Annotated in this window: 21 protein-coding genes and 1 pseudogene; 1 reads left to right on the top strand and 21 read right to left on the bottom strand. The window is 35.4% G+C overall.

Annotated elements, in window-relative coordinates; genetic code table 11:
* From RYO55_RS08375 to cobU, 10 genes are all read right to left on the bottom strand, one after another.
* On the bottom strand, positions 1-347 hold a 347-nt coding region (locus RYO55_RS08375), incomplete at its 3' end, for an elongation factor P (protein WP_314985039.1).
* 15 nt (positions 348-362) lie between these two features.
* Complete coding sequence (locus RYO55_RS08380; RefSeq protein ID WP_314985040.1) at positions 363-1,436, bottom strand: Xaa-Pro peptidase family protein; 1,074 nt, start codon at positions 1,434-1,436, stop codon at positions 363-365.
* A 70-nt stretch (positions 1,437-1,506) separates the two neighbouring features.
* A complete protein-coding gene (locus RYO55_RS08385; protein ID WP_308521064.1) occupies positions 1,507-2,205 on the bottom strand; it encodes a 16S rRNA pseudouridine(516) synthase in 699 nt (232 codons plus the stop codon).
* Positions 2,205-2,843, bottom strand: coding sequence for an alpha-ribazole phosphatase (cobC, locus tag RYO55_RS08390; RefSeq protein ID WP_314985042.1), 639 nt, complete (start codon positions 2,841-2,843; stop codon positions 2,205-2,207). Before cobC ends, RYO55_RS08385 begins: the two co-directional genes overlap by 1 nt.
* A 7-nt stretch (positions 2,844-2,850) precedes the next feature.
* A complete protein-coding gene (locus RYO55_RS08395) occupies positions 2,851-3,981 on the bottom strand; it encodes a threonine-phosphate decarboxylase (RefSeq protein ID WP_314985045.1) in 1,131 nt (376 codons plus the stop codon).
* Positions 3,982-4,005: 24 nt separating this feature from the next.
* The gene (locus RYO55_RS08400) at positions 4,006-4,890 is read right to left on the bottom strand and encodes a GHMP kinase (protein ID WP_314985046.1); all 885 of its coding nucleotides are present in this window, start codon (positions 4,888-4,890) and stop codon (positions 4,006-4,008) included.
* A gap of 80 nt (positions 4,891-4,970) precedes the next feature.
* Positions 4,971-5,864, bottom strand: a complete 894-nt coding sequence (gene cobS / locus RYO55_RS08405; RefSeq protein WP_314985048.1) for an adenosylcobinamide-GDP ribazoletransferase — start codon at positions 5,862-5,864, stop codon at positions 4,971-4,973.
* Positions 5,864-6,856 (bottom strand): adenosylcobinamide-phosphate synthase CbiB, encoded by a 993-nt coding sequence (gene cbiB / locus RYO55_RS08410; RefSeq protein ID WP_314985049.1) that lies wholly within the window; start codon positions 6,854-6,856, stop codon positions 5,864-5,866. Before cbiB ends, cobS begins: the two co-directional genes overlap by 1 nt.
* A 12-nt stretch (positions 6,857-6,868) precedes the next feature.
* Entirely contained in the window at positions 6,869-8,386 is a 1,518-nt protein-coding gene (locus RYO55_RS08415; RefSeq protein ID WP_314985050.1) for a cobyric acid synthase, read from the bottom strand.
* Positions 8,379-8,957, bottom strand: a complete 579-nt coding sequence (gene cobU / locus RYO55_RS08420; RefSeq protein ID WP_314985063.1) for a bifunctional adenosylcobinamide kinase/adenosylcobinamide-phosphate guanylyltransferase — start codon at positions 8,955-8,957, stop codon at positions 8,379-8,381. Before cobU ends, RYO55_RS08415 begins: the two co-directional genes overlap by 8 nt.
* Before the next feature lie 63 nt (positions 8,958-9,020).
* Here cobU and RYO55_RS08425 point away from each other — a divergent pair, with 63 nt between their 5' ends.
* On the top strand, positions 9,021-9,356 hold the full coding sequence (locus RYO55_RS08425; protein WP_287531163.1) for a hypothetical protein: 336 nt from the start codon (positions 9,021-9,023) through the stop codon (positions 9,354-9,356).
* Between the two features lie 47 nt (positions 9,357-9,403).
* On the opposite strand, the gene RYO55_RS08430 is transcribed toward RYO55_RS08425, so the two are convergent.
* The 11 genes and pseudogenes from RYO55_RS08430 to RYO55_RS08480 all read right to left on the bottom strand — a co-directional run.
* Positions 9,404-9,919 (bottom strand): cob(I)yrinic acid a,c-diamide adenosyltransferase, encoded by a 516-nt coding sequence (locus tag RYO55_RS08430; RefSeq protein ID WP_314985051.1) that lies wholly within the window; start codon positions 9,917-9,919, stop codon positions 9,404-9,406.
* A 63-nt stretch (positions 9,920-9,982) separates the two neighbouring features.
* Complete coding sequence (gene ndk / locus RYO55_RS08435) at positions 9,983-10,390, bottom strand: nucleoside-diphosphate kinase (RefSeq protein WP_314985053.1); 408 nt, start codon at positions 10,388-10,390, stop codon at positions 9,983-9,985.
* Positions 10,391-10,412: 22 nt separating this feature from the next.
* Entirely contained in the window at positions 10,413-11,288 is an 876-nt protein-coding gene (gene htpX, locus RYO55_RS08440) for a zinc metalloprotease HtpX (RefSeq protein ID WP_012864344.1), read from the bottom strand.
* A 54-nt stretch (positions 11,289-11,342) separates the two neighbouring features.
* A complete protein-coding gene (thrB, locus tag RYO55_RS08445; RefSeq protein WP_314985054.1) occupies positions 11,343-12,257 on the bottom strand; it encodes a homoserine kinase in 915 nt (304 codons plus the stop codon).
* Between the two features lie 2 nt (positions 12,258-12,259).
* On the bottom strand, positions 12,260-13,549 hold the full coding sequence (locus RYO55_RS08450; protein ID WP_314985055.1) for a homoserine dehydrogenase: 1,290 nt from the start codon (positions 13,547-13,549) through the stop codon (positions 12,260-12,262).
* Between the two features lie 24 nt (positions 13,550-13,573).
* The gene (locus RYO55_RS08455; RefSeq protein ID WP_004695770.1) at positions 13,574-14,023 is read right to left on the bottom strand and encodes an ACT domain-containing protein; all 450 of its coding nucleotides are present in this window, start codon (positions 14,021-14,023) and stop codon (positions 13,574-13,576) included.
* A gap of 13 nt (positions 14,024-14,036) precedes the next feature.
* Positions 14,037-15,029: a lysylphosphatidylglycerol synthase transmembrane domain-containing protein gene (locus RYO55_RS08460; RefSeq protein ID WP_314985056.1), complete on the bottom strand. Its 993-nt coding sequence runs from the start codon at positions 15,027-15,029 to the stop codon at positions 14,037-14,039.
* Positions 15,026-15,880 (bottom strand): ChbG/HpnK family deacetylase, encoded by an 855-nt coding sequence (locus RYO55_RS08465; protein ID WP_314985058.1) that lies wholly within the window; start codon positions 15,878-15,880, stop codon positions 15,026-15,028. Before RYO55_RS08465 ends, RYO55_RS08460 begins: the two co-directional genes overlap by 4 nt.
* A 159-nt stretch (positions 15,881-16,039) precedes the next feature.
* Entirely contained in the window at positions 16,040-16,834 is a 795-nt protein-coding gene (locus tag RYO55_RS08470) for an RNA methyltransferase (RefSeq protein ID WP_314985060.1), read from the bottom strand.
* A 1-nt stretch (position 16,835) separates the two neighbouring features.
* Complete coding sequence (locus RYO55_RS08475; protein ID WP_314985062.1) at positions 16,836-18,581, bottom strand: ABC transporter ATP-binding protein; 1,746 nt, start codon at positions 18,579-18,581, stop codon at positions 16,836-16,838.
* Positions 18,568-20,147 (bottom strand): annotated as a pseudogene (locus tag RYO55_RS08480) (ABC transporter ATP-binding protein); the annotation flags it as partial. The gene RYO55_RS08475 and the pseudogene RYO55_RS08480, both read right to left, overlap by 14 nt.

Consider the following 20,147-nt stretch of genomic DNA (forward strand, 5'->3'; position numbering starts at 1 on the left):
AAGAACATGATGGATACTTCCATATTTTCAAGAAGGAAGTTTTTAGCATCACCTAATTGTTCAAGGGTAAGTTCAACTTGGTCGTAAGTTTCGTTATCCATGAATGTATAAGAGCCATCAGATTCGTATAAGTATTGCATACGACGACGATCAACATGTGCTTTTGGCACTTTTTCACCTGCATTGAATGTACGCTCTACTACGGAACCAGTTTGCAAGTTTTTCATTTTAGTACGTACGAATGCAGCACCTTTACCTGGTTTAACGTGTTGGAAATCAACTACTTGCCATACATTACCGTCAATTTCAACGGTCACACCTGGGCGAAAATCATTACTGGAAATCATCTAACTTTTCTCCTTCTAAATACTTAGTTCAATTAACTCTTTTGGACTGTGTGTCAACACCTCATAGCCGTCAGATTTGACGATGACACTATCCTCTATTCTCAATCCGATAGTACCGGTAATATAAATACCAGGCTCTACCGTAATGATCATATTTTCTGTAAATACCGTATCAGATTTAGTATTAGCTACTGGTTCTTCGTGAATTTCAAGACCTAATCCATGACCAGTGCCATGATTAAATTCCTTGGTATATCCATGTTCTTTAATATAATCACGACAAATTGCATCTAATTCTTTACCAGTAATACCAGCTCGAACAGCTGCAACGCCGCGTTTTTGTGCTTCTAAAACTATACTATACAGCTTTTTTTGTAATTCTGATGCAGGACCCATTACAATAGTTCTCGTCATATCAGAATGATAACCTTTGTAAACAGAACCAAAATCTATAGTTACAAAATCGCCTGCTTCGATAACCTTGTCACTAGCTACACCATGAGGCATACTAGAGCGTTTCCCAGAAGCAATTATTGTGGCAAAGGAAGGTTCCTCAGAGCCACGTTTCAACATTTCCGTTTCTAAAATGATGCGAACTTCATTTTCTGTCATCCCCACCTTAAGTTGTGGTAGCAATGCAGCAAAGGAATCATCACCAATTTTAGCGGCTATACGTAATAACTCTAATTCATCTTCTCGCTTAACTGCTCGTAGTTTAGCAAAATTGATAGATGTAAAATTAAAGCGTTCATCTAATGTATCACATAAGGTTTCATACGTATCTACCGGCATTTGCTTGCCTTCAATACCGAATAAACCTTCGTGAATATGATGCTCATTGAATATATCTACAAGAGTATCCATAACAGAGGATTCATATTGAATGACTGTATATCCTTCACATTGTTTTGTAGCTTGCTCAGTATATCTGAAATCAGTAATCATAAAGGCTTTATCTTGTGTAATAATAGCAAAGCCTGTTGTACCAGTAAAACCTGCAAAATAATGTAAATTTATAGGGCTTATCAAAATGACGCCTGTTAATTCTTGCTCTTTAATATACTGTTGTAGCAGATTTAATCCATTCATAATCTTGCTCCTAGTCTATAAAGTACAATTAATCTTACCATAAAATGCCTATATTGAATAGAATTTTATGCTATTTTTTAAAGCCTTCTATCTGTTCAACGGTCAAGTCCATTACAGAACCAACCTCTTCAATGCCAGTTAAATCAACATGACCTATCGTAAGACGTTTCAAATACGTTACTGTACCACCTGCAGCACCAATCATGCGCTTAACTTGATGATACTTGCCTTCTTCAATCGTTATATGTGCTGAGTGTAAAGATACAGATTCGATTTCTGCAGGTTTACATTGCGTACCATCTCCAAGAAGAATCCCCTCTTTAATACGTTGTATACCTTCATTAGATAGTTCTCCATCAAATTCCACGTAATAGACCTTAGGCACATGTTTATTACCATTGATGATAGAATGTCCCCACACACCATCATTAGTCAATAATAAAAGTCCTTCTGTATCCTTGTCTAATCTGCCTACGGGAACTACTCCCATTTTTATGAATTCTGGAGGGAGTAAATCCATAACAACGGGGTGACTAGAATCTTCTACCGCTGTCACATAGCCCTTTGGCTTATGAAATTTTACATAATATAGTTGAGTAGTACTAACAATATTATCGTCAACAGCAACTACATCAACATCAATATCAATGTGAGTTTCTTTTTTCGTTGTTATACTACCATTGATGGTAACCCTTCTATCCTTTATGATTTGATGAACTTCTTTTCGACTACCATAGGCTTTATTAGCTAATAATTTATCTAGTCGCATTATGCATGACCTTGTAATACATCTACATGCGCTGTATCATTGAGCAAATTTAAAATATTATGATCAAATTCTCCCATGCCATTGTAGAAAATACGATTAATTGCTGTATTACCTTGACTAAAATTCCAACAATGACTAATGGAAATATCTAATAATTTACACAATAAAGTTCGTATAGTTCCACCGTGACAAGCAATGAGAAGTGTTTCCTCCTCATTATTAACATTGATAAATTCCTCTAGACCTGCCCACGCACGGTCTTGTAAATTCTTAAAACTTTCACCATTAGGAACCTTAACTAAATGTGGTCGCAAATACATTTCATCAATCAAACCAGGCCAACGATCTTCGATATCTGAAAACAACATAGCTTCCCAATCACCAAAATTAAGTTCTCGTAAGCGTTTATCTACTGTTATAGGAGTAGTACGTTCACCGCGAATGACTTCAGCTGTAACTAAAGCACGACTCAAATCACTAGATAATATGCGATCAAACTTAACATCTTTAAGAGCCTGACCACATGCCTTTGCTTGATTTAAACCATTTTCATTAAGTGGAACATCTGTGATGCCTTGGTATTTTCCTATTTTGTTCCAATCGGTTTCACCATGGCGCACAATATACAATGTCTTCATAGTCTTCCTATACTTTCAAAATATCTGTTAGTTTCTCTACTAACCTAACATTAGTATCATGATCTTTAATTGCAACGCGAACCCACTGATTATTTAACCCCATATAAGAATCACAGTTGCGAATAATCATATTATGTTTCTTAAGCGCTTCATTAATCGACTCCGCTGTTATTCCTTCTTGATCAATGTGGAACAAAATAAAATTAGCTGAAGGCGGATATACGGTAATGCTTGGTATAGCATCTAATGAGCTATACACAAAACCTTGCTCTTCACGTAATTCCTGTTTTGTTCTTTTCACATACTCCACATCATTCAAAGCAGCCTCTGTATAGGCTTGAGCTAATGTGTTAACAGACCATGTAGGAATAAAACTATTTATTTGTTCAATAATAAGAGGATCGCTGAAAGCAGCGCCGATTCGTAGACCTGGCACTGCATAAAATTTTGTAAAAGAATGAACTACAATAATATTATCAAATTCATTGACTAAGGAGCGCATGGAGTATTCATTATCTTGTAATGTATCGTTTCCAACAAAGTCGATAAAGGACTCGTCAATAACCAGTAAGCTATTAGCATCTTTTAACATACTTGCTACCGTACGAATATGATTTTTATCGAGTAATGTGCCATCTGGATTATTTGGATTCGCTAAAAATACGATAATCCGACCATCTTGTCCCTTTAATTCAGCTGCAAAAGTTTCTAATGCTAAATAAGGAACCTCAAAATAAGGTTTTCCATGTTCATCTTCCCGTGGTCGATAATATATATCGCGTACCGGTATTCTACTTGCTTCTAAAGCTGTTTTATATTCAGAAAAACCTGGTGCGGGAACAAAAGCGCCCGTATAGCCAGGTAACCGACAAATTGCATATAATAGTTCTGCCGCTCCATTGCCAACTACAATTTGATCTTTATTCATACCATAGATATCAGCAATTGCATTTAATATATCATCATTTGTAGCATCTGGATAATGTGATATATATTGTAATTGAGATTCTAATGCAGAAAATCCAAGTTGGCTAGGACCTAGTGGATTGATATTAGCACTAAAATCAATAACCTCATATGGCTCAATTCGTTGTTCATGGGCAAACTGAAAAATATTGCCTCCGTGTATTTTAGACATACTATCCTCTTTCTATGAAATACTTTATCGTTTGATATAAGTTAATCCTTCATTCGTAGTTTCAACTGTATCTACATAGGATAATTGTGGCAACTTGCGTGTAATTTCATTCTTACAATCATCAATACGACCATAATCAACGGGGAATAATAGTCCCATAATAGTTCCACTATGAGCGATGATTGTTCCCACACTATTATAAGAATTACCTATATCGTGAAAGTCATATAAATTAGGTTTATATAAAATACGCTGATTGCCAAAGGCACTTAATGTAGCGGCTTGGCCTATGAGCTTTATATCATGCGTAGCAAGGCCTTGTTTAAATAAATCTAGGGACTCCTGTATTATCGGTTCTTTTTCTAAAATCTTATTATGTAAATCTACTTGCTTGTTAAAGCTAACCGTATCAATGCTACCGCCTTCATCAAAGACAAGTATTTTTAAAGGCGGACACATACCTAGCGGTTGAGATATGTTCCCCTTAATATAATCAAACTGAGTAACACCTTGATAAAATGAGGCATCCGTAGGCTCTACAGACAAACAGATTTGCTCTAGCTCTTTTAAAGACAAATTATAATCCATTGCTAAAGCGGTAGCCATGGCCGTTACAGAAATATCAGCTGAGCTAGATGCCATGCCCTTCCCCTGTATAATATCAGAACGAACATATACAGGAGGACATATACTAGTATTTTTTTTAGAATAAACTAATTGTTCGACTAGCTTTCTAGCTTGAGCTGACTTAGGTTGAAGTGCACAATAGGTTTTAGAAAAAGGATGTATTACATTACTTAATGCGTAGGAGTATCGATTAATAGGACAAGTAACTAAAAATGATTGTCCATCAATAGAACCTTGTAGAAATTCCCCACATGTACCTGGGGCTCTTACATAATAGGTCACATTAAACTCCTTTCACATTAAACTAAATGAAGTATTAAATAACTCATACTGGTTAATAGCTAGACAAAATTATGATCCAATTAGAACATAGTTGGATTTGCAACTACTGTAGCAGATAATATGGATAGAATAATGACGTATACCAAAATCAATAATACTTCAGTTACCTCTACAACAAACCCATATGTATCACCAGTAGTACCGCCCAGCTCTTTTACAATATAACGGTTCAGTAATCGGTTGATAATATAAGCAATTATCATACTTATAATATTGATTTGGAAAACACCTATCGTAGCATATACTAAGATTCCTAATCCTACTATATAACCTACATCAGGTACTGCAAAGATTGCATATGCACCATATAAAAGTGAATACAATACTAAACCGATTAATAGTAATACGATAGGCATAAAAAACGTAGATATTGTATTGTAAGTAATAACATGTTTAGGTGCAAAATTGGCAAAAGCAGCGCCCATCCCCTGTTCTCTAGCATATGGATAGGATCGAATACTAAAAACCATAGACCAACGGCTCATTAAAGGCACCATAATAAGTGCCATAGGAATAAATTCAGCAGTAGGAATTGCAGCTAATAGTTGCCATTTTAAAAGTGTAACAAATACAAAAGCAACCACCCCAAAGGAGCCTATACGGCTGTCTTTCATGATCTCTAGTTTACGTTCTCTTTCACGTCCGGAAAACAAACCATCACTAGTATCCATCAAACCATCAGCATGAAGACCACCAGTTATTAAAAACTCAGCCACAACAATAATTAACATCAATGGCATAATCGGAATAAATGGCGATAATACGCCATACAATATAGCTAATATGAGGCCAATAATAAGGCCCACATAAGGAAAGGCTACTACAGATTTACCAAAGTCCTCTACAGACCATTCAGTTTGATTTACAAGTTTTAAACGCGTTAAAAATTGTAGTGCTATAAAAAAAGGTGTCATTATACATTCATCCCATAGGTAATGACTGTACTAATGATGACCATTAGTATAGTCGTAACATACATCATATAAATTGTTCGAGTAATATGGTTACGGTTTAGCTTTTCAATAGGATCACCCATATATTCACGGAAGGTCATTTTTTTGAAATACTGATTATAACCTCCTAAACGAATATGTAAGGCACCTGCTACAGGTGCTTCTGCATACCCTCCATTAGGGCTAGGATGTTTTTTTGCATCACGTAAACCGATTTGTATTGCCTTTTTAGCATCAAAGCATAAAAAGAATGCAGAAATTACAAATAATATAAATGTAAGTCTTGCAGGAATCCAATTTAATATGTCATCAAGACGTGCAGCTACGCGACCAAAGTACAAGTACTTTTGATTCTTATAGCCTAGCATCGAATCCATAGTATTAGCAGTTCTATAAAGAATAGCCCCCACAGGGCCACCGATTAAAAAAAAGAATAATGGTGCAATGATACCATCTACAGTATTTTCCGCAATTGTTTCTACTGTAGCTCGAGTAATTTCACTTTCATCTAGGTCTTCAGTATCACGTCCCACAATCCATGATAAACGTTTACGAGCAGCTACAATATTACCTTGCTTTATTAACTGACTAATTGTAAAACCTGCGCCAGCCAATGAACGTGGAGAAATAGCTATGTAGAGAATCACTACTTCGAGAGCATAGTATACCCATTCATGTATTACTCCACCTAGCCATAATAATAAAGATACTATTATATATACCGATATAAGAATTAAACCTACTGCAATACCACCGTACCACAATTTCTTCGTATCATTATCAGTGTCCTTATAAAGGACGGCTTCAAAAAAAGATATTATACGTCCAATAACGGCGACAGGATGATATTTACTATTTGGATCCCCAATAATTAAATCTAATAAAAATGCTAAAACTGGTATGCACACAAAGCTATACTTTGAAAACCAGTGAAAAATTGCTAAATGTTCCATATATCTCCTCTACTATCCCAAGGTAGACATAATATAATCCATATCTAAATGTTCCTCCACAATATCAGCTAAGCGATTATATGCCGCATTTTTATGGTCAAAATAATGGAATACTACATCTAATGGTTGTAATCCCTTACGTTCACGTAATTGATTGATAATAAAACGTCTAAACTCGTCATTATCAAATACACCGTGAATATATGTACCCATTACTTGATGATTGCCATCAATAAAACCATCAATAACATTTACAGCCTCTTCACTGCGACTTGTAATTGTAAAGCAACGAGACACCGTATCTGCTAGTGGTGTAGTATCACCCATATGAATTTCATAGCCTACTAAATTTTCACCTGTGAAAGTACCATTTAAGAACTGCAAATTAGACACATTAAATTGTACTTGATGGGTAGTTTTTTGATCCTTCATTATCGTGGAGGATTCAACAAGGCCAAGTCCTTCGATTTCCTCAATATCACCTTCCATATGATGCGGATCATAAATAGTTTTACCTAACATTTGGTTACCGCCACAAATACCGATAACAGGTATACCTTGGACAGCTAATTTTTTTATTTCATCAGCAAAGCCCGTATCACGTAAATACGTCAAGTCAGACAATGTATTTTTAGAACCTGGTAAAATAATTAAATCTGGCTTTCCAATAACATCTCCAGGGCCTACAAAACGGACTGATACATCTGGCTCATAGTTAAGTGCATCAAAGTCTGTAAAATTTGAGATTTTAGGTGTTTGCATAACTACGACTTGAATATCTTTAGGCCCACTATTGCGTTTGTTCTCTAATGCAACGGAATCTTCTTCATCAATATCAAGGTTTTCAATGGCAGGAATAACACCTACCACTTTTTTACCCGTTTTTTCTTCAATGAATGTAAGAGCTGGTTCTAATAGTTTGATATCACCACGGAATTTATTGATAACGATACCTTTGATAAGATCGCGTTCTTCTGGTTCTAATAGTTCTAAAGTACCAACGATAGATGCAATAGCACCACCACGGTCTATATCTGCAATAAGATATACTGGGGCTTGAGTCATCTTAGCAATACGCATATTTACAATGTCATTTGCTTTTAAGTTAACTTCTGCAGGGCTACCAGCACCTTCGATAACCATCATATCAAAATTTGAGTCTAAAAAATCGATAGATTCTTTAACCTTATCTAGAGCGGTTAGAGAATATTTAGTATGATATTCTTTAGCACTATATACACCAACAGGTTTTCCCATCAATACAACTTGAGACGATTGATTACCTGTAGGTTTTAATAAAACAGGATTCATTTGAACTATTGGATCAATGCCAGCAGCTTCGGCTTGAGCTACTTGAGCACGACCAATTTCATCGCCCCATTTTGTCACATAAGAATTGAGGGCCATATTTTGTGCTTTAAAAGGAACCGTCTTAAAACCTTTTCTATAAAAGATACGGCATAATGCAGTACAAAGAATACTTTTACCTACATTAGAGCTCGTCCCTTGAAACATTATTTTTTTAGCCATTTATATGAACCTCCTGTGATTTCAATTCAATGGTAACACCACTGATTGTTAAATAGAGTTTATCTGCAACAGAAGCTACTGCTCGATTTACTCGACCAGCAATATCTCTAAAATATCTAGCCAGTTTATTATCCGGCACGATACCTAAACCAATTTCATTGGTCACAAATATAACAGTTTTACCTTCACATGATTGTATCGAGTCTAATAAAAGGTTTAGCTCTGACAGTATTGTCTGTTCTAACCGATTGGCATCTTCTTGTCCACAAATGGAGCCATGGGCCATCATGTGGTTGGTAGTAAACATTGTTAAACAATCTATAAGAATTACATCGGCTGATTTACTGATATTTTCCCATTCATCAGCTAAATGTAAAGGTACTTCAAAATTATTCCATATTTCTCCACGGCGCTCTTGATGTTTTTTGATGCGATCCACCATTTCCTCATCAAAAGCTTGGCTCGTAGCTACATAAGCTTTTGAACCTTTTGTAGCCAGTGCTAAACGTTCAGCAAATTCACTTTTTCCACTACGTGCCCCACCGGAACACAATATAATTTGTGATTTCATAATGCACCTATACAAGAATTTATAATTTCAGTATCATTATAAGTATAACAAAGGAGCGATACTATGGAAATTATGAATATGAAACTAAAAATGATGGCTACTCTATGGGATAACACATATCGTGTTGCCATCGATGACGGGCAAGGTAAATATATTGGTACTGCACGAGTAGTAGTGAATGTTCCACTGCCACCAGAAGCCTTACCAGAAAATGCACCTCAAGTTGAAGCACAACTCTTAGTATTAGTTGAAGACTTTGATTTCGGCGCTGATAAAATCATAAACTTTGAAACAACCTTAGCCGATTTATTAAGAGAAAAATTCCGTTATGAAATTCCTCATATCTTCTTCTACTATCCTAGCCCTCAAGACGTTTTAAACCAAACAATTTCACAATAAGGTCTATAACGAGCAAAAAGCTATGTAAAATACATAGCTTTTTTTGTTTATTCTGCTCCAAGTTCTTCCTCTACACGACACAAGATAAAGCAAAGGTCGGATAGACGGTTTAGGTATTTTAAATTAGACTCGTGAACACTTTCACCAGCGTCTAACACCCGCCATAAATTGCGTTCAGCACGACGTGTTATTGTTCTTGCTATATGTAAATAAGCAGAAGATTGTTTTTCACCTGGAATAACGAAACTAGATAAAGGTTCTAACTTTTCATCAAATCGGTCGATAACCTTTTCTAAATGTTTTACATGTTGCTCAGTAATTACCGGAGCAGCATGTAAACTAGCAATATCAGCCATTAAAGTCCATAAGTTGCGCTCAATATCGTATAACTCAGCGGCAACACGTGGATTTTCAGCATAAGCGCGAGCCAATCCTAAAAAAGCTTGTAATTCATCGATTGTACCATAAGCTTCTACGCGTAAAGATGATTTCTGTACACGTTCGCCTGTGTATAAACCAGTTGTACCAGCATCACCTGTTTTTGTATAAACGCTACTTGCCATATGATTACCTCCTATAAATAACATGGATGTAGAGATAAAAGCTAAAGGATCCCAACCTTGAGATTATTTGTATTCAGGGAACCAAAGATGAATTTCACGAGCAGCGGCTTCTGGAGAATCAGAAGCATGTACTACGTTAGCATCCATTGTTAGGGCATAGTCACCACGGATACTACCAGGGGCAGCATCTACAGGATTTGTCGCCCCATTTAAAGCACGTACGGATACAATTGCGTTCTCACCAGCTAACACAAAAGCAAGAACTGGTCCTGATGTAATAAAATCAACTAATTCACCAAAGAATGGTTTTTCCTTATGTTCTGCATAATGTTCTTCCGCTAACTCACGAGATACTTGTAAGAGTTTTAATGCTTTAATAACAAAACCTTTACGTTCATAACGGCTAAGAATTTCACCACTTAATTGACGTTTAACTGCATCTGGTTTAATTAAAACTAATGTTTCTTGCATAATACCCTCCAGTAGATACTAATTATAATATTGCCTTTTCTTTATACTTTGGATTCATAGCTTGTTTCTTTAACTTTTGAATACGTTCTTCCGTGCGAGGATGTGTACTAAAAAGATTGCTCAAGCTTTCACCAATTCCCATCATAGGGTTAATAATAAACATATGGGCTGTAGCATTACTTGCATTAGGCAATGCACCATGTTTAGAGTAGTAGTCAATTTTTGCAAGTGCAGAAGCCAGTGCTAATGGATTGCGACACATATCTCCGCCCCCCTCATCAGCTAAAAACTCACGAGTACGGGAAATACTCATCTGAATAAGACCAGCTGCGATAGGTGCAATAATGATTGTACCAAGAAGCGCCAAAGGGTTAGTACCTTCTCGATCATCGGAACGACCAAATATAGCAGTAAATTGAAGTATATTGGCTATCATAGAAATAGCACCAGCCATCATAGCTGCAATTGTACTAATCAATGTATCTCGATTCTTAACATGTGTTAATTCGTGTGCAAGCACACCTTCTAATTCTTCATCAGTTAATAGACGTTGGATACCTTCTGTAACAGCAACTGCTGCATGACTAGGATTTCTACCTGTTGCGAACGCATTCGGTACTTCACTGGGAATGATATAAACCTTTGGCATTGGTAAATTACCATTTTTAGCCAATTGCTCTACCATTGCATATAGTTTTGGATTAGACTGTGCAGTAACAGGTTGAGCATTGTATTGGGCTAAAACGATTTTATCGCTGTACCAATAGGACATAAAATTCATACCCATGGATATGACAAACATCATAATCATACCGCTTCTGCCGCCAATCATATCACCAATAACCACTAAAATGGCTGTTAGCGTCGCTAATAAAAGTGTTGTTTTTATATTGTTCATGTTTCCTCCAATTATAGTTATGGACTATGCCTAACACTATAATTATACCATAAACTATATAATTAACGCTCCAGTTGTATCAGCTTCTAAGCAATATATTTTATTTTCAATTCCATTCGCCGAAAATACGGCACCCATAGCCTTTGCTACCTCTTGCACATGAGCTTTATCTACATAGGCAATCAAGGTAGAACCAGATCCACTGATAGTAGCACCGTAAGCTCCAGCAACTTTTGCGGCTTCAAAAACTTCATCACAATGAGGAATCAATGTCTTACGATAAGGTACATGCAAGTTGTCATCTAAGGCAACAGATAAATTACTTAATTGATGCGTAATTAAGCTTGTTACAAATAATGAAGCATGACTTACATTTTGTACAGCTTCTTTAAATGGAATATGATTTGGTAGCACAGAACGAGCATATTCAGTAGATACCATGACTTCTGGTACCACAACAGCAAAATGTAGCTCCGAAGGAATAGAAATGACCGTGTTTAGTACCTTATTTTTTAAACCTGTAGCACAACATAAATTTCCGTAAATAGCTGGCGCCACATTATCTGGATGACCTTCCATACGATTTGCTATAACTAGTAACTCTTCTTTTGAAAGTGGATGCTTTACTAATGCGTTCGCCAGTAAAAGTCCCCCTACTATAGCCGTACTACTACTACCTAGTCCACGAGAGGGAGGAATCAAGGTTTCAGAAGTTATATGACCATATCGAATTGGTTCTTGAGCAGTAGCAAAAACTTGATCCATAGCGAAACCAATTAGATTCTTTTTAGGATCTTCAGCGCGTAGAATATCTGCACCAAAACCTTCAAAAGTATATGTATATTCTGTAGCATTTTCATCTGGTGTAAAGCTGAATATATTATAAAGATTTAGTGCTAATCCTAAGCAATCAAAACCTGGGCCACAGTTTGCACTAGTGGCAGGTACTTGTACACGAACAGTATTCATAATTAAGCTTCCATAATACGAATGACACTATTAACAGCCTTAACGGAGCGCAAGCTATTAAAAGAGTCTATAAGATTTAAAATATAAGATCTTGGGCATTTAGATGTAACAATGGCAAGAACTGCAGTGTCTGGATCCATATTTCGTTGAACGATGGATAAAACAGAAATTTTTTGTTCTGCTAATTTTGCAGAGATTTTTGCTAGAACACCTGTTTTATTATCCACTGCTAAACGCAAGTAGTAGCTAGATTGGATTTTACCTGGAGAATAAATATCTTTTTGATCATAATAGAACGGTTTTAAACGCCCTGTTTCATTATAAGAGACATTCTTTGCCACTTCCATTATGTCAGATACTACAGAACTGCCTGTCGGTAAGCTACCTGCACCACGACCATATAGCATGACATCATCGATACCATTGCCCTTAACATAAATTGCATTGTAGGATCCTCGAACAGATGCTAATGGGTGTGTCGTAGGAATAAATGCAGGATATACATTTAGAGATAATCCTTGAGCAGTTTCTTTAGCAATACCTAATAATTTAATATTGTAACCAAACTCTTTCCCAAATTTTATATCTTCAGTATCAATGCAAGTAATGCCTTCTACAGTTACATCTTCGAAAAAAATGCGACGATTGAAACTAATGGATGCAAGAATAGCCAATTTACGTGCTGCATCAAGACCTTCAACGTCAGCCGTAGGATCTGCCTCTGCATACCCTAAATCTTGTGCTTCTTTCAATACATCTTGATAGCTTAACCCTTCTTCAGACATTTTAGTCAAAATGAAATTTGTTGTACCGTTCATAATACCAATGAGTTCGGTAATGCGGTTACCAGCCAAAGATTCGTATAATGTACGGATAATAGGAATACCACCTAATACAGATGCTTCAAAACGTAAATCTACCCCATTTTTACTAGCTAAATCTAATAAGTATGGACCGGACTCTGCTAATAAGTCTTTATTGGCAGTTACCACATTTTTCTTAGCTTTTAAAGCCCCTTCTACACAGTCCTTAGCAAAGGTTGTGCCCCCCATCAATTCCACTACCATTTGAATGGAGTCATCTTTCAATACTTCGTCAATATCTGATACATATTTAGCAGTTTCTGGTAATGTAATATGTTTGTATTTGTCTGGGTTACGCACATAAATTTTAGAAATTTCAACATTGACACCTGTACGATTTTTAATTAGTTCAGCATTGTCTTGTAATAAGTTAAAAGTACCTTGTGCAACAGTACCAAAACCTAATAAAGCAATTTTTATAGTGGTCATAATCGTCCTACTCTCTTAATTAGCCTATGCTTGGCCTAAAATCTCTACCTTTATAATACCCTTCATAGAGCGAATATCTAGCAATAAATCTTCTAATGAACCTTGTAAATCCTTGGTTTCAAAAGAAATGCTACTATTCGCAATGCCTTGTAATGGAATATCTTGATTAATCGTTAAAATACTACCGTTACGTTCAGCAATGGCTTTCAAAACGCTTGATAACATACCAGATTCATTTGACATAGAAACATAAATACTAACAATTTTCCCTTGAGCAATTTCAAAAAATGGAAAAACATAATCCTTATATTTATAATACGCAGATCGACTTAAATCCATTTTTTCAACTGCTTCGTTAATTGTTTTAACTTCACCTAGTTTTAGAATTTCTTTTACTTTTATCGTCTTTTTTATAGCTTCTGGTAAAATATCTTCTTGAACCAGATAAAATTTATCTTTTTTTGGTTTAGACATAGAGCACACTCCCTTATTGTTCTCTTGAAGTTTCTTGGGCAACGAATTGTCGTCCATATAATGTTAATACTGCATACATACCGATGAAGAATGGCATATACTCAGCCACAACACGCCATCCTACAGCGATGATACCCACTGTTCCATTAGGTACAAAGGCACTAAATAATACTACAAATAGACCTTCTGCAATGCCTGTTCCCCCTGGTGTTGGTGCAAAATACAAAATAAGATTTAATAAAATCATGCGATCTAAAATATCGATAATAGGAATATCTGATGTGAAAGCATACATTAAGGCGGGTGCAATACAATATAAGCATAATAAACTCAAACCAGATTCAATAAAAACTATTAAAGATTGGACAGGTTGTTTATAAAGTAAACCAAGACCTTGATTTAGTGTTTCTAATTTAGAAAGCCAATCTTTAGTGTTATGTGCTTTAAATCGTTGTGCTAGATTATAGACAAATTGACGCATATACTTAGTCTGTAATATATAAGTTGCCACTAAGGTCGCTATAACAGCAAGCACGGCAAAAATCAAAAGCATATCACGAGAGATATATGGAATTTCAATAGCATCTCGTAAGAATACTAATGGCAGCATAATGACCAAAAATATAATGGAAAATAAGGTACGTATTAATACAATCGGTGTACCTTTAGATATAGGTACGCCATAACTTCTCAACACCAGTACTTGCGCAACAGCACCCCCGCTAGCTCCAGGTGTCAACATAGCCATAAAATAATTACTAAAAATAACTCGTAGCACTGCTCGTATCGATAACTTGTAACCACCAATTTTTACGAGTCTTTGAAGTCGTAATCCATCAAAATACATACCTGCTACTAAAGCAACTAAAGCTAATAATAAGGAAATACTATTAAAAGATGATATGGCTTTCAATGCATCTAAATCAATAGTATAGTAAATAATACCAATTGATACAGCCAATAACAAGAGAAATATAAAGATGCCTCTCTTCATCATTTTACTCATACCAAGTCTCCATAATTAATGAGCTCTATATCATGTTGACTTATATATAATCGCGTATGACTGGAACAGAGTGCATGCAACTCATCTTCCCAATGATAACCCCAATTATAAAGCTTACTAAGAGTACTACTATTACTACCTGGGTGAACCATCAATTCATGGGTACCAGAATGTTTATTTACCGCTTTTAGGATACCCATTAGAGATTTCTGATTTATATGACCTCCATTTACCATGCCCCAAAAATATTGGGTTGTAGTCATACAATTATTTCGTATGATTGGTCGCGCATTAGCCGCAACCGTTGATAAACCAACTTTACCAAGAAGTCGAATTGGGGAATACATATAATTCATAAAACCAGTAGACTCATCGGGTATACGTATAGCATGTATACCAAAGGATTTTGCCTGTTCAATCACAATTGGCAATACCGTTGGTAACACATGTAAATGTTGATGTCCATCAATATGAGTTACCCTTAAGCCGGTATCCATTATTTGAGCTATTTGTGCATGAATCTCTTTACGTAATTCACTATAATTGATTTTGCCAGAGTAAATACGTTTAATAAATTCTACATAGTTCTCTGGAAATACACCTTCTGGTGTGAGAAGTGATGAAACTTCTGATGAATCACATACTGGTTTCACCCCACCCACCAAGGTAATATGAATACCAATGCCCAACTTAGGGTTTTGTTTTGCCATACTTACGGCTTCTGTAAAAGCTTCTCCTCCTGCCATTAAAGAGGTACTGGTAATAATACCTCTACGATGACCATCAATAATACCAGCATTAACTGCACTATGAAGGCCAAAATCGTCTGCATTTACAATTAATTTGGACATAGTTATCTTCCTTTTCATGAAAAAAAGGGAGAACTTTGTTCTCCCACAAAGGATATATGTTATTGTACCAAATACACAACTAAAAAATCAATACAAAAGCCCTCTACTTGTATACTAGTAGAGGACTTTTTATAAGGTCATAAATTTTTATCATATATACTAAGGCATCAATTGTTCTTGTACTTTATACATACATAATGCAGCAGCTACGCTTACATTTAAGGATTCCATATCACCATACATAGGAATCATAATACGATTTGTACATAGATTCATAACCTCTGGTGTTACGCCATTCCCTTCGTTTCCTAATACTAGCATAGTTCGCTTAGCATAACGTACAGTATGATAAGGATTGGAATGTTCTAAAGCAGTTACATAGGTAGTCATATTAGACTCGGTTACTATATCATGTAACAGAGATAAGGTAATATCCTCATATAAAGGTAATTTATGTAAGGCGCTCATAGTACTGCGCACTGTCTTGTCATTAAAAGGGTCCACAGTTCCTTTCATCAAAAATATACCTTTTACACCTGCTGCAACTGCTGTACGAATTATAGTACCTAGATTGCCAGGATCTTGAACTCCATCTAATGTAATATATAAGCCATCCTCAATGTAAATGCTTTCGATATTGTATTTTGGTTTCGATACAATAGCAACTACACCTTGTCCATTTACGGTATTATCTACTTTATCAAACACTGGATCTTGTGCGATATATTTAGGTATAGATTGAACCGTTTCTAAGTCTAATAAATCTAATATATTTTGATCTTGAGCTTTAGATTCACGTATAACAATTGTTTTTACTGCCCCCATAGCTGCAATATCTCGAATAGAGCGAATACCTTCAACAATGTACTCTCCATATTTTTGGCGATTTTTACGCTGCCCTAATGAGATAATTCTCTTAATAGTCTTATTATCTTTAGATTGGATAAATTCCATACTAACTCCCACTGTGTTGATTATTCCATAGATTATAAAAGGCCCCTTTTAAGTGGATAAGTTCATTAAAAGATCCTTTTTCTATTATTTTACCATATTCCATATACACTATTTTATTGGCATCTTCTACTGTTGAAAGACGATGAGCAATACTTACGATTGTTTTACTACCTCGAATACTTTCAATACTTGCTTGAATTTGTTTCTCCGTATGACTATCGATATTAGCCGTTGCTTCATCTAGCAATAGAATAGGTGTTTTTTTAATCAAGGTACGGCCAAAAGCCAATAATTGTTTTTGTCCATCAGATAATAAGGAGCCTAAATAACCAACCGGTGTATCATACCCTTCCGGAAGTTGTTCAATCATAGCATCCAAATTAACTTGTTTTGCTGCATTGACAATTTCCTCATTGGATATTGATGTATCAAAAAGTGTTAAGTTATCTTTAATGGAACCCTTAAATAGATAAGCTTGCTGAAAAACATACCCCATTAAATGACGAAGTACAGAACTGTCATATTTAGCAATATTTATACCGTTAATATAAATTGCCCCTCTTGTTGGTTTGTAGATTCCCATCAACAATGATAAAAGTGTTGATTTACCACTACCAGAGGGACCTACAATCCCTATGAATTCTCCAGCTTTAATATTTAATGTAAAGTCTTCTAGCGCATAAATGTCGTTATTATTATAGGAAAACCACACATGCTCAAACTCAATGGTCTCTATATGTTTAAATTCATCAGGAACTTTATCAGCCATCTGACGCTCTTCTTCCTCTAATAAGGGAACTAATCTTTCAGCACCAGCTAATGCACTTTGCAGTGAGTTATATTTATCTGCAATTTCCTTTAATGGTTGGAAGAATCGGTCCATATATTGGATAAAGGCAAATACTGTACCAGCGTCAGCTACAGAGTCTATTAAATTCGTAGTTGTAAAAATAACAATTAACGCAACAAAGAATAGACCATCTACGAGTGGTCTAAAAATAGAAAATGTAGTAACTTCAAAAAGACCTGCTTCTAAGAAACCTTTATTAACAGTATTATAACGTTCCTCAATTGCTTTTTCGCCACCATAGGATTTTACGATTACAATATAATTTAACAGTTCCTTGATACTCGCATTAGATGCAGCTACAGAGCGCCTTACCTGACGAAATGCCTTACGGGAAAACTTTTGAAACACCCAAATAATTCCACCCATTATAGGTAATAAAATTGTCATGATAATAGCTAGGGGTACATTAATAGCATACATAAATCCTAATATACCAATAATCATCAAACCGCTACTAGCTAAATTCAAAATTACATCTGTATATAATGTACGTAATGACTCTACATCATTAGTGATGCGAGTTACCCAATTACCGATTGGCAACTTATAGAATTCATCATGTGGTTTATTAAGAATCTTTTTAAAGACAATCCTACGAATATTATAAATTATTTTTTGACCAAAACTTTTTAAAAAGTAATTCTCTACAAAAATAAATAAAACACTACCAATTATAGTAAGTCCATACATTAGAGCATAGTATTCAATAACAGCGATATCATTAGTGGCAAAGCCAAGATCGATGACTTGCTTTGTTATATACGGTCGTAAAAGTAATAGTACTAAATTTCCTGCTAGCGCAACCGTTGCTAATAATAGAATACCTAAATAAGGCTTGATGTAGGCAGTTATATAGGAAAATAGAGCCCAGTCATTTCTTAGATTACGCTTCTTCATGATGGGCCTCTCCTTTCTGCGCTTTATATAAGGTGTGGTATAAACCATTGTTAGCTAATAATTCTTTATGAGTACCTTCTTCTACGATACGCCCCTCATCGAATACTAGAATTTTATCGGCTTTCTCTACAACCTCTAATCGCTGTGAAATACATAAAATTGTTTGTTCTTTTACATTATGTAATGTATTTAAAATAGTTGTAACTGTTACTGCATCTAAAGCAGAAAAACAATCATCTAGCAATAAATATGGTGCATTTTTATAAAAGCCGCGAGCCATATTGATTCGCTGCTTTTGTCCACCTGATAAATCATGACCTTCTTCAGCAAGCTCATGTAAATCATCATTTAACAAATCGCCTAAATCTCTATATAAGTCTGCCTTTTGTGCCGCAACCTCTACAGTTTCATGCATAGATAAATTTTTACCAAATTTAATATTATCTGCAATGGTCGTACTTAAAAGGTAAGATTGTGTTGGCACATAAGCAATTGAGTTTCTAAGTTTTGATAAAGAAACAGCAGCTAAATCTTGATTACCAAAATAAATGGACTGTTCCGGACATTCTTGTAATCCAATAAGCAATTTAAACAATGTACTTTTACCAGAACCAGGTTTGCCAACTAAACCAATAAAAGAACCTTTCGGTATTGTCGTTGTCACTTGAGATAATGCATGACCTTTAGAGTTTTCATAATTAAAATCTAAGTATCGGATGTGAATATCTTCAAGTGGCAATACCTCATCGGTATCATCTATTGTTTCAGTAGGCAAATGCAAGAAATCCATGATACGATCTAAAGAAGCAAGACCTTTTTGTACAATAGAAATAAGGCCCCCCAAGCCTATTAAAGGCCCTACAATTAACATTATAATAGAGTTGATTGTAACAAATTCGCCTATAGTCATTTTACCTTCTACGGCTAAATGTCCACAAATAAAAATACTAATGCTGATACAGATAAAGGGTGCAATTCTTGTTAACGGTGTTAATATTGCATCTAGTAGTGCAACATCCATATTCTTCTTATAATTAAGTTTATTTATTTTTTCAAAAGAATTAGATATAATGCTTTCACGATTAAATGCTCGAATAACATCCATTCCTTGAAATAACTCTTGTCCAAACTCTGTTAAATCGCTATAAGTAGCTTGTGCACTACGTTGTTTAGTACGTAGCTTTCTGCCTAGTACAAATATAGCCACAATAATTAAGAATACAGGTGTCATAATTTTAAAAGCTAATACAGTATTAATCTTTTGAATTAATATTATGGAGCCCACAACGGAGTAGAAAATAATATCCACTACAATCATTATACCTAGACCAAGGGCAACACGTAACGATGTTACATCGTTAGTCATGAGCGCCATAACCTTACCAGGTCCATTAGCCTCATAGTACGTTGTTTTTACTTGTAATGCTTTACTACACAAAATCTCACGAAAAAGATACTCCATGCGACGAATAGATCCTAATAGGGTTCTACGTGAAATAACTTTCTAAATAGTGATAATAATAAATAATAATATAAAATAATAAAGATAAGGAACTATACCTTCCT

Origin of the sequence: uncultured Veillonella sp. (genome assembly GCF_963551295.1) — a bacterium.
GTDB lineage: Bacteria > Bacillota > Negativicutes > Veillonellales > Veillonellaceae > Veillonella.

What these genes read in the sequence shown, in the direction of transcription:
- htpX (WP_012864344.1), bottom strand. Translation starts at nt 11,288, where the DNA reads ATGAACAATATAAAAACAACACTTTTATTAGCGACGCTAACAGCCATT.
- RYO55_RS08450 (WP_314985055.1), bottom strand. Translation starts at nt 13,549, where the DNA reads ATGACCACTATAAAAATTGCTTTATTAGGTTTTGGTACTGTTGCACAA.
- RYO55_RS08415 (WP_314985050.1), bottom strand. Translation starts at nt 8,386, where the DNA reads ATGGCTAAAAAAATAATGTTTCAAGGGACGAGCTCTAATGTAGGTAAA.
- RYO55_RS08385 (WP_308521064.1), bottom strand. Translation starts at nt 2,205, where the DNA reads ATGCGACTAGATAAATTATTAGCTAATAAAGCCTATGGTAGTCGAAAA.
- RYO55_RS08475 (WP_314985062.1), bottom strand. Translation starts at nt 18,581, where the DNA reads ATGAAGAAGCGTAATCTAAGAAATGACTGGGCTCTATTTTCCTATATA.
- thrB (WP_314985054.1), bottom strand. Translation starts at nt 12,257, where the DNA reads ATGAATACTGTTCGTGTACAAGTACCTGCCACTAGTGCAAACTGTGGC.
- RYO55_RS08455 (WP_004695770.1), bottom strand. Translation starts at nt 14,023, where the DNA reads ATGTCTAAACCAAAAAAAGATAAATTTTATCTGGTTCAAGAAGATATT.
- RYO55_RS08465 (WP_314985058.1), bottom strand. Translation starts at nt 15,880, where the DNA reads ATGTCCAAATTAATTGTAAATGCAGACGATTTTGGCCTTCATAGTGCA.
- cbiB (WP_314985049.1), bottom strand. Translation starts at nt 6,856, where the DNA reads ATGGAACATTTAGCAATTTTTCACTGGTTTTCAAAGTATAGCTTTGTG.
- ndk (WP_314985053.1), bottom strand. Translation starts at nt 10,390, where the DNA reads ATGCAAGAAACATTAGTTTTAATTAAACCAGATGCAGTTAAACGTCAA.
- RYO55_RS08430 (WP_314985051.1), bottom strand. Translation starts at nt 9,919, where the DNA reads ATGGCAAGTAGCGTTTATACAAAAACAGGTGATGCTGGTACAACTGGT.
- RYO55_RS08460 (WP_314985056.1), bottom strand. Translation starts at nt 15,029, where the DNA reads ATGAGTAAAATGATGAAGAGAGGCATCTTTATATTTCTCTTGTTATTG.
- cobU (WP_314985063.1), bottom strand. Translation starts at nt 8,957, where the DNA reads ATGAAATCACAAATTATATTGTGTTCCGGTGGGGCACGTAGTGGAAAA.
- RYO55_RS08395 (WP_314985045.1), bottom strand. Translation starts at nt 3,981, where the DNA reads ATGTCTAAAATACACGGAGGCAATATTTTTCAGTTTGCCCATGAACAA.
- cobC (WP_314985042.1), bottom strand. Translation starts at nt 2,843, where the DNA reads ATGAAGACATTGTATATTGTGCGCCATGGTGAAACCGATTGGAACAAA.
- cobS (WP_314985048.1), bottom strand. Translation starts at nt 5,864, where the DNA reads ATGACACCTTTTTTTATAGCACTACAATTTTTAACGCGTTTAAAACTT.
- RYO55_RS08380 (WP_314985040.1), bottom strand. Translation starts at nt 1,436, where the DNA reads ATGAATGGATTAAATCTGCTACAACAGTATATTAAAGAGCAAGAATTA.
- RYO55_RS08470 (WP_314985060.1), bottom strand. Translation starts at nt 16,834, where the DNA reads ATGGAATTTATCCAATCTAAAGATAATAAGACTATTAAGAGAATTATC.
- RYO55_RS08425 (WP_287531163.1), top strand. Translation starts at nt 9,021, where the DNA reads ATGGAAATTATGAATATGAAACTAAAAATGATGGCTACTCTATGGGAT.